The organism is Mycobacterium shinjukuense, from assembly GCF_010730055.1.
GTDB classification, from domain to species: Bacteria; Actinomycetota; Actinomycetes; order Mycobacteriales; family Mycobacteriaceae; genus Mycobacterium; species Mycobacterium shinjukuense.
This window is the reverse complement of the sequence record NZ_AP022575.1, coordinates 1,720,146-1,733,751: the sequence shown is the minus strand read 5'-3', so window position 1 is coordinate 1,733,751 and position 13,606 is coordinate 1,720,146. Positions and strand designations below refer to the sequence as shown.

11 protein-coding genes are annotated in these 13,606 nt (G+C 69.3%); all 11 read left to right on the top strand.

Translation table 11 applies throughout. The features are described from left to right. Window positions 1-90 precede the first annotated feature (90 nt). The gene (pheS, locus tag G6N20_RS07685) at window positions 91-1,134 is read left to right on the top strand and encodes a phenylalanine--tRNA ligase subunit alpha (RefSeq protein WP_083046081.1); all 1,044 of its coding nucleotides are present in this window, start codon (window positions 91-93) and stop codon (window positions 1,132-1,134) included. Then, window positions 1,134-3,632 carry a phenylalanine--tRNA ligase subunit beta gene (pheT, locus tag G6N20_RS07680; RefSeq protein ID WP_083046082.1) on the top strand — a complete coding sequence of 833 codons (2,499 nt, stop codon included), beginning with the start codon at window positions 1,134-1,136 and terminating at the stop codon, window positions 3,630-3,632. Before pheS ends, pheT begins: the two co-directional genes overlap by 1 nt. Window positions 3,633-3,931: 299 nt before the next feature. Continuing rightward, window positions 3,932-4,975: an N-acetyl-gamma-glutamyl-phosphate reductase gene (argC, locus tag G6N20_RS07675; RefSeq protein ID WP_083046083.1), complete on the top strand. Its 1,044-nt coding sequence runs from the start codon at window positions 3,932-3,934 to the stop codon at window positions 4,973-4,975. Then, window positions 4,972-6,177: a bifunctional glutamate N-acetyltransferase/amino-acid acetyltransferase ArgJ gene (argJ, locus tag G6N20_RS07670; protein ID WP_083046084.1), complete on the top strand. Its 1,206-nt coding sequence runs from the start codon at window positions 4,972-4,974 to the stop codon at window positions 6,175-6,177. Before argC ends, argJ begins: the two co-directional genes overlap by 4 nt. A 7-nt stretch (window positions 6,178-6,184) precedes the next feature. Next, window positions 6,185-7,066 carry an acetylglutamate kinase gene (argB, locus tag G6N20_RS07665; RefSeq protein WP_083046085.1) on the top strand — a complete coding sequence of 294 codons (882 nt, stop codon included), beginning with the start codon at window positions 6,185-6,187 and terminating at the stop codon, window positions 7,064-7,066. Further along, window positions 7,063-8,268, top strand: coding sequence for an acetylornithine transaminase (locus G6N20_RS07660; RefSeq protein ID WP_083046086.1), 1,206 nt, complete (start codon window positions 7,063-7,065; stop codon window positions 8,266-8,268). Before argB ends, G6N20_RS07660 begins: the two co-directional genes overlap by 4 nt. Next, window positions 8,261-9,187 carry an ornithine carbamoyltransferase gene (gene argF, locus G6N20_RS07655; protein WP_083046087.1) on the top strand — a complete coding sequence of 309 codons (927 nt, stop codon included), beginning with the start codon at window positions 8,261-8,263 and terminating at the stop codon, window positions 9,185-9,187. Before G6N20_RS07660 ends, argF begins: the two co-directional genes overlap by 8 nt. Next, window positions 9,184-9,690, top strand: a complete 507-nt coding sequence (locus G6N20_RS07650; RefSeq protein WP_083046088.1) for an arginine repressor — start codon at window positions 9,184-9,186, stop codon at window positions 9,688-9,690. The genes argF and G6N20_RS07650 overlap by 4 nt, the downstream gene beginning before the upstream one ends. Window positions 9,691-9,698: 8 nt before the next feature. Further along, on the top strand, window positions 9,699-10,895 hold the full coding sequence (locus tag G6N20_RS07645) for an argininosuccinate synthase (RefSeq protein WP_163662880.1): 1,197 nt from the start codon (window positions 9,699-9,701) through the stop codon (window positions 10,893-10,895). 79 nt (window positions 10,896-10,974) lie between these two features. Next, window positions 10,975-12,387 carry an argininosuccinate lyase gene (argH, locus tag G6N20_RS07640; protein ID WP_083046090.1) on the top strand — a complete coding sequence of 471 codons (1,413 nt, stop codon included), beginning with the start codon at window positions 10,975-10,977 and terminating at the stop codon, window positions 12,385-12,387. 108 nt (window positions 12,388-12,495) lie between these two features. Further along, window positions 12,496-13,557: a type III polyketide synthase gene (locus G6N20_RS07635; RefSeq protein ID WP_083046091.1), complete on the top strand. Its 1,062-nt coding sequence runs from the start codon at window positions 12,496-12,498 to the stop codon at window positions 13,555-13,557. Window positions 13,558-13,606 lie beyond the last annotated feature (49 nt).

The window sequence follows — 13,606 nt, the reverse complement described above, 5'->3', positions numbered from 1 at the left end:
TGGGTATCTCCCTTGCCGGTTGGGGCAGCGGCCGCGTGCGGGGAAGCCGGGTAGTCCTCTTGGGCTCGTCAGCAAGGAGAGTGTCGCCGCGTGGGTGATCAACCCGTCGACCTGTCGCCGGAGGCCCTGACCAAGGCCGTCAACGCCGCCCAGCAGGCCATCGCGCTGGCGGACAATCTGGACGCGCTGGCGCGCGTCAAAATCGAGCATCTCGGTGACCGCTCGCCGCTGGCGCTGGCACGACAGGCGCTGGCAACCCTGCCGAAGGAGGACCGTGCCGACGCCGGCAGGCTCGTCAACACCGCCCGCGCCGACGCCCAACGCAGTTACGACGAGCGGTTGGCGACGCTGCGCGCCGAGCGGGACGCGGCCGTGCTGGTCGCCGAACGGGTCGACGTCACGTTGCCGTCGACACGGCAGCCGACCGGTGCCCGGCATCCGATCACGATACTGGCCGAGCACATTGCCGACACCTTCATCGCGATGGGATGGGAGCTGGCCGAGGGGCCAGAGGTGGAGACCGAGCAGTTCAACTTCGACGCGCTGAACTTCCCGGCCGACCACCCCGCGCGCAGTGAGCAGGACACCTTCTACATCGCGCCGGAGGATTCCCGGCAGTTGCTGCGCACGCACACCTCGCCGGTGCAGGTGCGCACCCTGCTTCAGCGCGAGCTGCCGGTCTACATCATCTCGATCGGCCGCACCTTCCGCACCGACGAACTCGACGCCACCCACACCCCGGTTTTCCATCAGGTGGAGGGCCTGGCGGTGGATCGCGGGCTGACGATGGCGCATCTGCGCGGGACGCTGGACGCCTTCGCGCGCGCCGAGTTCGGGCCGTTGGCGCGCACCCGAATCCGGCCACACTTCTTCCCGTTCACCGAACCGTCCGCCGAGGTCGATGTGTGGTTCGCCAACAGGAAGGGCGGTGCCGACTGGGTGGAGTGGGGCGGATGCGGCATGGTGCACCCAAACGTGTTGCGGGCCGCTGGAATTGACCCCGATGTCTACTCCGGCTTCGCGTTCGGAATGGGGTTGGAACGCACCCTGCAGTTCCGCAACGGCATTCCGGATATGCGCGACATGGTCGAGGGGGACGTGCGCTTCTCGTTGCCGTTCGGGGTGGGCGCCTGATGCGAGTTCCGCACAGCTGGCTGCGCGAGGTGGTGGCGGTCGGCTCGCCAGGCTGGGACGTGTCGCCGCGCGAGCTCGAACAGACCTTGCTGCGCATCGGCCACGAGGTCGAGGAGGTCATCACGCTTGGTCCGGTCGATGGCCCGCTGACCGTGGGGCGGGTGGTCGACATCGAAGAGCTGACCGGTTTCAAGAAGCCGATCCGGGCCTGCCTGGTGGACATCGGTGACGGTCGTCAGCACGAAATTGTTTGCGGCGCAACGAATTTTTCTATAGACGATCTGGTTGTGGTGGCTCTACCCGGCACCACGCTGCCGGGCGGCTTCACCATCACGGCCCGCAAGACCTACGGCCGGGACTCCGCCGGAATGATCTGCTCGGCGGCCGAACTCCGGTTGGGTGCAGATCATTCCGGGATCCTGGTGCTACCGCCGGGAACCGCCGAGCCCGGAGCCGACGGCGCGGCGGTCCTCGGATTAGACGATGCGGTCTTCCACCTGGCCATCACCCCCGACCGCGGCTACTGCATGTCGGTGCGGGGCCTGGCCCGTGAGATCGCGTGCGCCTACGAGCTCGACTTCGTCGACCCGGCCAGCAACCAGGCGGTGCCGCCGTTGCCGGTCGAGGGGCAGGCGTGGCCGCTGACGGTGCAGCCCGAAACCGGGGTGCGCCGCTTTGCGTTGCGCCCGGTCACCGGGATGGATCGCGCCGCGGTGTCACCCTGGTGGCTGCAGCGCCGGCTGCTGTTGTGCGGCATCCGGGCCACCTCGCCCGCGGTCGACGTGACCAACTACGTGATGCTCGAGCTGGGGCACCCGATGCACGCCCATGACCGCGACAGGATCACCGGCGGCTTCGGCGTGCGATTCGCCCGTCCCGGCGAGACCGTCGTCACCCTCGACGACGTCGAGCGCACGCTCGATCCGGCCGACGTCCTGATCGTCGACGACGTCGCGACCGCGGCGATCGGCGGCGTCATGGGGGCGGCCAGCACCGAGGTGCACGCCGATTCCACCGACGTCCTGCTGGAGGCCGCGGTGTGGGACGCGGCGGCGGTATCGCGCACCCAGCGGCGGCTGCACCTGCCCAGCGAGGCCGCCCGTCGTTACGAACGCGAGGTGGACCCGGCCATCTCGGTGGCCGCCTTGGATCGGTGCGCCGCGCTGCTGGCCGATATCACCGGGGGAGTGGTTGTCCCGACGCTCACCGATTGGCGCGGAGACCCGCCCCGCGACGACTGGTCACTGCCGCCGATCCGGATCGGGGCCGACCTACCGGACCGCTTGGCCGGGGTGGGCTTTCCCCGGGGCACGACCGCGCGGCGACTGACCCAAATCGGGGCCCGGGTGACCCGGGACGACGGCGACGTGCTGACCGTGACGCCGCCCAGTTGGCGGCCCGATCTGCGGCAGCCCGCCGACCTGGTGGAGGAGGTGCTGCGGCTGGAGGGGCTGGAGGTCATTCCGTCGGTGCTGCCGTCGGCGCCCGCGGGCGGGGGTCTGACCCGCGCGCAGAAGCGCCGCCGGGCGATCGGTAGGTCCCTGGCTCTGTCCGGCTACGTCGAGATCCTGCCGACGCCATTTCTGCCTGCCGGGGTGTTCGACCAGTGGGGGCTGCCGGTCGATGACCCGCGACGCAACACGACGGCCGTGCTGAACCCGCTGGAGGCTGACCGTCCGCAGCTGGCCACCACGCTGCTGCCTGCTCTGCTGGAAGCGTTGGGGCGCAACGTATCTCGAGGTATCGTCGACGTTGCGTTGTTCGCCGTCGCCCAGGTGGTCCAGCCGACCGAGCAGACCCGCGGCGTCGAGCCGATCCCGGTGCACCGCCGACCGACCGACGAAGAGATAGCCATGCTGGACGCCTCCCTGCCCCGTCAGCCCCAGCACGTCGCCGCGGTGCTGGCCGGGCTGCGGGAGCCGCGGGGCCCCTGGGGTCCGGGCCGCCCGGTGGAGGCGGCCGATGCTTTCGAGGCGGTGCGCATCATCGCGCGCGCCAGCGGGGTCGACGTGAGTCTCCGGCAGGCCCAGTGCCTGCCGTGGCACCCGGGCCGGTGCGCGGAAGTGATTGTCGGGCAAACCTCCGTCGGTCACGCCGGGCAGTTGCATCCCGCCGTGATCGAGCGCTCGGGCCTGCCGAACGGCACCTGCGCGATCGAACTCGACCTGGATGCGATACCTCTGGTCGAATCGTCGCCGGCGCCGAAGGTGTCACCGTACCCGGCGGTGTTTCAGGACGTCAGCCTGGTGGTGCCGGTCGACGTCCCAGCCCAGACGGTGGCGGACGCCGTTCGCGACGGGGCCGGCGAATTGCTCGAGCACATCCAGCTTTTCGACGTCTTCGTCGGACCGCAGATAGGCGAGGGCCGTAAGTCGCTGACATTCGCGCTGCGCTTCCGCGCGCCGGATCGCACACTGACCGAAGACGACGCCAGCGCGGCCCGCGATGCCGCCGTGCGGTGCGCCGCTGAGCGGGTGGGCGCTGTACTGCGCGGTTGAGGTAGGCCGGGCGATCACCCCGGCCTGGTCGTGCTGACGCGGCCAAGCGTCGAGTTGTGGCGCCGCCCGAGGCCAGGACCGCCGGACGGTCGAACGGCGGCCCGCAGACCTCCTCGGCGTTGGGCCTGCCACCGCCCTGGACCTTCCGTTGGCGGGAATCCCCGGTGATCCGGGGCCCACGGCGGGGACGTCGCGTCCGCCACAATACTTTCGGTGCGGTCCGGAGCGGCCAGCCATACCGGGCAGCTGCCTGTAGCATGGATTTGCAAACTCATGCATAACCATGCAGAATCCTCCAGATGGCCGATGCGATCAGGGTGGCGGTTGCCGGTGCCAGCGGTTACGCCGGCGGTGAGATCCTGCGGCTGTTGCTTGGACATCCCGCATGCTGTGCGGGCCGGCTGACGATCGGTGCGCTGACCGCCGCGGCAAGTGCTGGCACCACGCTTGGCGAACACCATCCGCACCTGACGCCGCTGGCCCATCGGATGGTCGAGCCCACTGAGCCGACGGTGCTGCGAGACCATCAGGTAGTCTTCCTGGCCTTGCCGCATGGACATTCGGCGGCGCTGGCCAAACAACTCGGCCCACAGACGCTCATCATCGACTGCGGGGCGGACTTCCGCCTCACCGATGCCGCCGCCTGGGAGCGGTTCTACGGCTGCACGCACGCCGGCAGCTGGCCGTATGGGCTGCCCGAGATACCCGGTGCTCGTGAGCGACTGAAAAGCGCGCGGCGCATCGCGGTCCCCGGTTGCTATCCGACCGCGGCGCTGCTGGCCCTGCTGCCCGCCATGGCCGAGGACCTCATCGAGCCCGCGGTCACCGTGGTCGCCGTCAGCGGAACCTCCGGGGCCGGACGGGCGGCCAAGACCGACTTGCTCGGCTCGGAGGTCATCGGCTCGGCGCGGGCCTACAACATCGCCGGCGCCCACCGGCACACCCCCGAGATCGCGCAGGGGTTGCGGGCCGTCACCGATCGCGACGTCAGGGTCTCGTTTACCCCCGTGCTCATCCCGACCACCCGTGGCATCCTGGCCACCTGCACCGCACGCACGCGCTCGACCCTGTCACAACTGCGGGCGGCCTACGAAAAGGCTTATCACGGGGAGCCGTTCATCTACCTGCTGCCCGAGGGGCAACTGCCCCGAACCGCCGCGGTGATCGGCAGCAACGCGGCGCACATCGCCCTCGCCGTGGACGAGGACGCCGAGACGTTCGTGGCGCTCGCCGCGATCGACAACCTGGTCAAGGGCACCGCCGGAGCCGCGGTGCAGTCGATGAACCTGGCGTTGGGCTGGCCGGAGACCGACGGTCTTTCGGTGGTCGGGGTGGCGCCGTGACCGGCACCTCCCGGTTGCTACGCACCCAAGGGGTCACCGCTCCGGCGGGCTTTCGGGCCGCCGGCATCGCGGCCGGGATCAAGGCATCGGGTGCCCGCGACCTCGCGCTGGTGTTCAACGAAGGCCCGGACTACGCGGCGGCGGGAGTCTTCACCCGCAACAAGGTCAAGGCCGCGCCGGTGCTGTGGACCCAGCAGGCGCTGACCACCGGGCAGCTGCGCGCGGTCATCGTCAACTCCGGCGGCGCCAACGCCTGCACCGGGCCCGCGGGCTTTCAGGACGCCCACGCCACCGCGGAGGCCGTGGCCGCGGCGTTGTCGGACTGGGGAACCGAAACCGGGGCCATCGAGGTCGCCGTGTGCTCCACCGGCCTGATCGGGGACCGGCTGCCGATGGACAAGGTACTGGCCGGCGTCGGCGACATCGTGCACGAGATGCACGGTGGGCTAACCGGTGGGGATGATGCCGCGCATGCCATCATGACCACCGACACCGTGCCCAAGCAGGTTGCGCTACATCATCAAAACAAGTGGACCCTCGGCGGGATGGCCAAAGGCGCCGGCATGCTGGCGCCGTCGCTGGCCACCATGCTGTGTGTGCTCACCACCGACGCGGTCGCCGGGCCAGCGGCACTCGACCGGGCACTGCGCCGCGCCGCCGCCGGCACGTTCGACCGGCTCGACATCGACGGCAGCTGTTCGACCAACGACACGGTGCTGTTGTTGGCATCCGGTGCCAGTGAAATCTCCCCTCCCCAGGCCGATCTCGACGACGCCGTGCTGCGGGTCTGCGACGACCTGTGCGTTCAGCTGCAAGCCGACGCCGAGGGCGTCACCAAGCGCCTCACCGTCAGGGTGACCGGTGCCGTCACCGAGGACGAAGCGCTGACCGCCGCCCGGGTGATTGCCCGCGATAGCTTGGTCAAGACCGCGATGTTCGGATCCGACCCGAACTGGGGTCGGGTGCTCGCGGCGGTCGGCATGGCGCCGGTCACCCTCGACCCGAATCGAATCAGTGTGTCGTTCAACGGATCCGTGGTGTGCGTCGACGGAGTTGGGGCACCGGGTGCGCGCGCGGTGGATCTGTCAGCGGCCGATGTCGATATCACCGTCCACCTCGGCGTCGGCGATGGCACCGCCGCCATCCGGACCACCGACCTCTCGCACGCCTACGTCGAAGAGAACTCGGCTTACAGCTCGTGAGCACGCCATGAACGTCCAAGCATTGCCCACCCAGGTCAAGGCCCAGGTGCTCGCCGAGGCCCTGCCCTGGCTCAAGCAATTGCACGGCAAGGTCGTCGTCGTCAAATACGGCGGCAACGCCATGACCGACGACTCGCTGCGACAAGCATTCGCTGCCGACATGGCGTTCCTGCGCAATTGCGGCATCCATCCCGTCGTGGTCCACGGCGGCGGGCCACAGATCACGGCCATGCTGCGGCGGCTGGGCATCGGGGGTGACTTCAAGGGTGGATTCCGGGTCACCACACCCGAAGTGCTCGACGTGGCGCGCATGGTGTTGTTCGGGCAGGTAGGCCGCGAGCTGGTCAACCTGATCAACGCGCACGGACCCTACGCCGTCGGCATCACCGGGGAGGATGCGCAACTGTTCACCGCCGTACGGCGCAGCGTCACCGTCGACGGCGTGGCCACCGACATCGGCCTGGTCGGCGACGTCGCCCAGGTCAACACCGCGGCGCTACTGGATCTCATTGCGGCAGGCCGGATTCCGGTGGTGTCCACGCTGGCACCGGACGCCGACGGCGTGGTGCATAACATCAACGCCGACACCGCCGCGGCGGCACTGGCCGAAGCGTTGAAAGCCGAGAAACTGCTGATGCTCACCGACGTCGCAGGCCTGTACACCAGCTGGCCGGACCCAGACTCGTTGGTCAGCGAAATCGACACCGGCACACTGGCACAACTGCTGCCGACGCTGGAGTCGGGCATGGTTCCCAAGGTTGAGGCGTGCCTGCGGGCGGTCATCGGTGGGGTGCCCAGCGCGCACGTCATCGACGGCCGAGTCGAACATTGTGTGTTGGTGGAGCTGTTCACCGACGCCGGCACCGGCACCAAGGTGGTACGTGGATGACCCACACTCGGACCAACACGGCGACCATGCGGGCCAGGTGGGAGGCCGTGATGATGAACAACTATGGCACCCCCCCGATAGCGCTGGCCTACGGTGACGGTGCCGTGGTCACCGATGTGGACGGCAAGGCTTACGTCGACCTGCTCGGCGGCATCGCGGTCAACGTGCTCGGCCATCGCCATCCCGCGATCATCGAGGCCGTGACACAGCAGATGTCGACGCTGGGGCACACCTCCAATCTGTATGCCACCGAACCGGGCATCGCGCTAGCCGAGGAGCTGGTGGCGCTGCTGGCCGCCCAAACCCAGGCACGGGTGTTCTTGTGCAACTCCGGCGCCGAGGCCAACGAGGCAGCGTTCAAGCTGTCACGGCTCACAGGTCGCACGAAACTGGTTGCGGCACAAGAAGGTTTCCACGGGCGTACGATGGGATCGCTGGCGCTCACCGGTCAGCCGGCCAAGCAGGCGCCGTTCGCGCCGTTGCCCGGCGACGTCGCGCACGTCCCCTACGGCGATGTCGATGCCCTGGCCGCCGCCGTCGACGACAACACCGCGGCGGTGTTTCTGGAACCCGTCATGGGGGAAAGCGGCGTGGTCGTCCCGCCCGAGGGCTACCTGGCGGCCGCCCGGGACATCACCGCGCGACACCGCGCTCTGTTGGTGCTCGACGAGGTGCAAACCGGAATGGGCCGCACCGGAACCTTTTACGCCCACCAGCAGGACGGCATCACCCCGGACGTGGTGACCCTGGCCAAGGGGCTCGGCGGCGGGCTGCCGATCGGCGCCTGCCTGGCCGTCGGGCCGGCCGCCGAGCTGCTGACCCCGGGACTGCACGGCAGCACCTTCGGTGGTAACCCGGTGTGCGCCGCCGCCGCGCTGGCGGTGCTGCGGGTATTGGCGGCCGACGATCTGGTGCGCCGCGCCGGGGTGCTCGGCACATCGCTAAAGCACGCCATCGCCGCGCTCGGTCACCCGGCGATCGACCATGTCCGGGGCAGGGGACTGCTGCTGGGCATCGTGCTGACGGTCCCGCACGCCAAGGACGCCGAGGTGGCCGCCCGCGAGGCGGGCTACCTCGTCAATGCCGCCGCACCCCAGGTCATCCGGCTGGCGCCGCCGTTGATCGTCACCGAAGCCCAGCTGGACGGCTTCGTCGCCGCCTTGCCGGGCATCCTCGAGCGGATTGGCGGCGCACATGACTAGGCATTTTCTGCGTGACGACGACCTGTCCCCCGCCGAACAGGCCGAGATCCTCGAGTTGGCCGCCGAACTGAAGAAAGACCCGTTCGGTCGTCGGCCGCTCGACGGGCCGCGCGGGGTCGCGGTCATCTTCGACAAGAACTCCACCCGCACCCGGTTCTCCTTCGAGATCGGCATCGCCCAGCTCGGCGGGCACGCCGTCGTCGTCGAAAGTCGCAGCACCCAGTTGGGCCGTGACGAAACACTGCAGGACACCGCGAGAGTGTTGTCGCGCTACGTCGACGCCATCGTCTGGCGGACCTTCAGCCAGGACCGGTTGACCGCCATGGCCTCGACGGCGACGGTGCCGGTCATCAACGCGCTCTCCGACGAGTTCCACCCCTGCCAGGTGCTGGCGGATCTGCAGACCATCGCCGAACGCAAGGGGTCACTCTGCGGCCTACGGCTGTCCTACTTCGGGGACGGCGCCAACAACATGGCCCACTCGCTGATGCTGGGCGGGGTCACCGCGGGAATCCACGTCACCATCGCGTCGCCACCGGGCTTCAGACCCGACCCGAGCGTGCTGGCCGCGGCCGGGGGGCGCGCCCAGGCAACGGGCGCCTCGGTCACCGTCACCGGTGACGCGGACGCGGCCGCCGCCGGCGCCGACGTCCTGGTGACCGACACCTGGACCTCGATGGGCCAGGAGGACGACGGGCTGGACCGCGTCAAACCGTTCCGTCCGTTCCAGGTCAACGCCGGGTTGCTGGCCCTGGCCGATCCGGAAGCCATGGTGTTGCACTGTCTTCCGGCGCATCGCGGAGACGAGATCACCGACGAGGTGATGGACGGACCGGCCAGCGCGGTGTGGGACGAGGCCGAAAACCGGCTGCATGCGCAGAAGGCGCTGCTGGTGTGGCTGCTGGAGCGGTCGCGATGACTGGCCAACGAGCCAAGCCGCAACCCGAGGTCAGTGTCAACCGCGCCGGTCGCCAGGCCCGCATCGTCGCGATCCTGTCCGCGGCCGAGGTGCGCAGCCAAAGCGAGCTGGCCGCGCTGCTGGCCGCCGAAGGCATCGAGGTCACCCAGGCCACCCTGTCGCGTGATCTCGAGGAACTTGGCGCGGTGAAGCTGCGCGGCGCGGACGGCGGCACCGGGGTCTACGTGGTGCCCGAGGACGGCAGCCCCGTCCGGGGCGTGTCCGGCGGCACCGACCGGATGGCGCGCCTGCTCAGCGAGCTGCTGGTGTCGACCGACGCGAGCGGCAACCTGGCGGTGTTGCGCACGCCGCCGGGTGCGGCACACTACCTGGCCAGCGCCATCGACCGGGCGGCGCTGCCCCAGGTCGTCGGCACCGTCGCCGGGGATGACACCATCCTTGTGGTCGCCCGTGAGCCGATGACCGGTGCGGAACTCGCCGGCGTGTTCGAGAACATTCAGTAAGGAGCGTCATGTCAGAGCGCGTCATCCTGGCGTATTCCGGCGGCCTGGACACCTCGGTGGCCATCGGCTGGATAGGCAAGGAGACCGGCCGGGAGGTCGTGGCGGTGGCGATCGACCTCGGCCAGGGCGGCGAAGACATGGAGGTCATTCGCCGGCGGGCGCTGGACTGCGGCGCCGTCGAGGCCGTCGTCGTCGATGCCCGCGACGAATTCGCCGAGGGCTACTGCCTGCCCACCGTGTTGAACAACGCGCTGTACATGGACCGCTACCCGTTGGTGTCGGCGATCAGCCGGCCGCTGATCGTCAAGCACCTGGTGGCGGCGGCGCGCGAGCACGGCGGCGGCATCGTCGCGCACGGCTGCACCGGCAAGGGCAACGACCAGGTCCGCTTCGAAGTCGGGTTCGCCTCGCTGGCACCGGATCTGCAGGTGCTGGCGCCGGTGCGCGACTATGCGTGGACGCGGGAGAAGGCGATCGCGTTCGCCGAGGAGAACGCCATCCCGATCAGCGTCAGCAAACGCTCGCCGTTCTCGATCGATCAGAACGTCTGGGGCCGCGCGGTGGAAACCGGTTTCCTGGAACACCTGTGGAACGCCCCCACCAAGGACGTCTACGCCTACACCGAAGACCCCACGGTCAACTGGGGGGTCCCCGACGAGGTGATCGTCGGGTTCGACCGCGGGGTGCCGGTGTCCATCGACGGCAAGGCCGTGTCGATGCTGGCTGCCATCGAGGAACTCAACCGCCGCGCCGGCGCGCAGGGGGTCGGGCGCCTCGACGTCGTCGAGGACCGGCTGGTGGGCATCAAGAGCCGCGAGATCTACGAGGCGCCGGGCGCGATGGTGCTCATCACCGCCCACACCGAACTGGAACACGTCACGCTGGAACGCGAACTGGGCCGGTTCAAGCGTCTGACCGATCAGCGCTGGGCCGAGCTGGTGTACGACGGCCTGTGGTTTTCGCCGCTGAAGGCCGCGCTGGAGAGTTTCGTCGCCAAGACCCAAGAACACGTCACCGGCGAGATCCGGATGGTGTTGCACGGCGGCCACATCGCGGTCAACGGCCGGCGCAGCGCCGAATCGCTCTACGACTTCAACCTGGCCACCTACGACGAGGGCGACAGCTTCGACCAGTCCGCCGCCCGCGGCTTCGTCTACGTGCACGGGCTGTCCTCCACGCTCGCCGCCCGCCGGGATCTGCGGTGACGTTCCCCCGGCGAGCAGACGCAAAAGCCCCCGACACGCCGGGCGCGTGGGGGCTTTTGCGTCTGCTCGCCGCACAACAGTGAGCACCAACGAGGGGGCGCTGTGGGGCGGGCGGTTCGCCGGCGGCCCGTCCGACGCGCTGGCCGCGCTGAGCAAATCGACCCACTTCGACTGGGTGCTGGCGCCCTACGACATCACCGCGTCCCGGGCCCACACGATCGTGCTGTTCCGGGCCGGGCTGCTCACCGAGGAGCAGCGTGACGGGCTGTTGGCCGGCCTGGACAGCCTCGCCGAAGACGTCGCCGACGGGAGCTTCGGCCCGCTGGTCACCGACGAGGACGTACACGCCGCGCTGGAGCGGGGCCTGATCGACCGGGTGGGACCCGACTTGGGCGGCCGGCTACGGGCGGGCCGGTCGCGCAACGACCAGGTAGCCACGCTGTTTCGGATGTGGTTGCGGGACGCCATGCGCCGGGTCGCCGCGGGTGTGCTCGACGTGGTCGCGGCGCTGGCCGATCAGGCCGCCGCGCACCCGAGCGCCATCATGGCCGGCAAGACCCACCTGCAGTCCGCGCAGCCGATCCTGCTGGCGCACCATCTGCTCGCGCACGCCCACCCCCTGCTACGCGATGTCGACCGCATCGTCGACTGTGACAAGCGCGCGGCGGTGTCGCCGTACGGCTCGGGCGCGCTGGCCGGCTCGTCGCTGGGACTGGATCCGGACGCGATCGCGGCGGACCTGGGATTTGCGGCGGCCGCCGAGAACTCCATCGACGCCACCGCCGCCCGGGACTTTGCTGCCGAGGCGGCGTTCGTGTTCGCGATGATCGGCGTCGACCTGTCCCGGCTCGCCGAGGACATCATCCTGTGGAGCTCGACGGAATTCGGCTACGTCACGTTGCACGACTCGTGGTCCACCGGTAGCTCGATCATGCCGCAGAAGAAGAATCCCGACATCGCCGAGCTGGCCCGCGGCAAGTCCGGTCGGTTGATCGGCAACCTGGCCGGGCTGCTGGCGACGCTGAAGGCCCAGCCGCTGGCCTACAACCGCGACCTGCAGGAAGACAAGGAGCCGGTGTTCGACTCGGTGGCCCAGCTGGAGCTGGTGCTGCCGGCGATGGCGGGCCTGGTGGGCAGCCTGACGTTCCATGTCGAGCGGATGGCGGCCCTTGCGCCGGCCGGCTACACGCTGGCCACCGACATTGCAGAATGGCTTGTGCGGCAAGGTGTTCCGTTCAAATCCGCGCACGAAGCCGCCGGCGCGGCGGTCCGGGCCGCCGAGGAGCGCGGCGTCGGGCTGCAGGAGCTGACCGATGACGAGCTGGCCGCCATCAGCTCGGAGTTGACCCCGGAGGTCCGCGAGGTGCTGACCATCGAAGGCTCGGTATCGTCCCGCGATGCCCGGGGGGGAACGGCACCCAACCAAGTCGCCAAGCAATTGGATTCGGTCTTGGCGACCGCCGCCCGCCTGCGGCAGCGGCTGGTGCGCTGAGCCCGGCCGGTTCCTTTGCCGGTCCGTCCCGGGCCGACTAAACTTCCGGCTCTAAGCGACCCGGTTGAACCGTTCGACCAAAATGTTCGTGTCAAAGGGGTGGGACCAATGAGCGTCATCGCAGGCGTGTTCGGTGCTTTGCCCCCGTATCGCTATTCCCAGAAAGAACTGACCGAGTCGTTTGTCAGCATTCCGGATTTCGAGGGTTACGAAGACATCGTTCGGCAGCTGCACGCCAGCGCCAAGGTCAACAGTCGCCACCTGGTCTTGCCGCTGGAGACCTACCCCAGGCTGACCGACTTCGGCGAAGCGAACAAGATCTTCCTCGAAAAGGCCGTTGACCTGGGCGTTGAGGCCCTGTCCGGGGCGCTGGAGGAGGCCGGCCTGCACCCTTGGGACCTCGATGCGCTGATCACGACGACGGTGACCGGTCTTGCGGTGCCGTCGCTGGATGCCCGCATCGCCGGCCGGCTGGGGCTGCGCGCCGACGTGCGGCGGGTGCCGCTGTTCGGCCTGGGTTGTGTGGCAGGGGCGGCCGGGGTGGCCCGCCTGCACGACTATCTGCGGGGCGCCCCCGACGGCGTTGCGGCCCTGGTCTCGGTTGAGCTCTGTTCACTGACCTATCCCGGATACAAGCCCACGCTGGCGGGTCTGGTCGGCAGTGCGCTGTTTGCTGACGGGGCCGGCGCGGTGATCGCCGTCGGCGAGCGTCGCGCCGACGAGGTGGGCGCCGGGGGCCCGGACATCCTCGATTCCCGCAGCCACCTTTACCCCGACTCGCTACGCACGATGGGCTACGACGTCGGCGCCGCCGGATTCGAGCTCGTGCTGTCGAAGGACCTGGCGGCCGTTGTCGAGCGGTACCTGGGCGAGGATGTCACCACGTTCCTGGCCGCACACGGCCTGCGCACCGCCGACATCGGCGCCTGGGTGACCCACCCCGGTGGTCCCAAGATCATCACCGCGATCACCGAGAGCCTAGACCTGCCGGCGGAGGCTCTGGAGCTGACCTGGCGCTCGCTGGGCGAGATCGGCAACCTGTCGTCGGCGTCGGTGCTGCATGTGCTGCGTGACACCATCGCCAAACCGCCGCCCAGCGGAAGCCCCGGGTTGATGATCGCGATGGGTCCGGGCTTCTGTTCCGAACTGGTGCTGCTGCGCTGGCACTGAGTCGCCGTGGACGTTCCCTCGCACCGATCGCCGTGAGGCAGTGACCACG

Coding starts and splice junctions, on each gene's coding strand:
- pheT (WP_083046082.1), top strand. CDS start 1,134: ATGCGAGTTCCGCACAGCTGGCTGCGCGAGGTGGTGGCGGTCGGCTCG.
- argC (WP_083046083.1), top strand. CDS start 3,932: ATGGCCGATGCGATCAGGGTGGCGGTTGCCGGTGCCAGCGGTTACGCC.
- argB (WP_083046085.1), top strand. CDS start 6,185: ATGAACGTCCAAGCATTGCCCACCCAGGTCAAGGCCCAGGTGCTCGCC.
- G6N20_RS07660 (WP_083046086.1), top strand. CDS start 7,063: ATGACCCACACTCGGACCAACACGGCGACCATGCGGGCCAGGTGGGAG.
- argF (WP_083046087.1), top strand. CDS start 8,261: ATGACTAGGCATTTTCTGCGTGACGACGACCTGTCCCCCGCCGAACAG.
- G6N20_RS07650 (WP_083046088.1), top strand. CDS start 9,184: ATGACTGGCCAACGAGCCAAGCCGCAACCCGAGGTCAGTGTCAACCGC.
- G6N20_RS07645 (WP_163662880.1), top strand. CDS start 9,699: ATGTCAGAGCGCGTCATCCTGGCGTATTCCGGCGGCCTGGACACCTCG.
- G6N20_RS07635 (WP_083046091.1), top strand. CDS start 12,496: ATGAGCGTCATCGCAGGCGTGTTCGGTGCTTTGCCCCCGTATCGCTAT.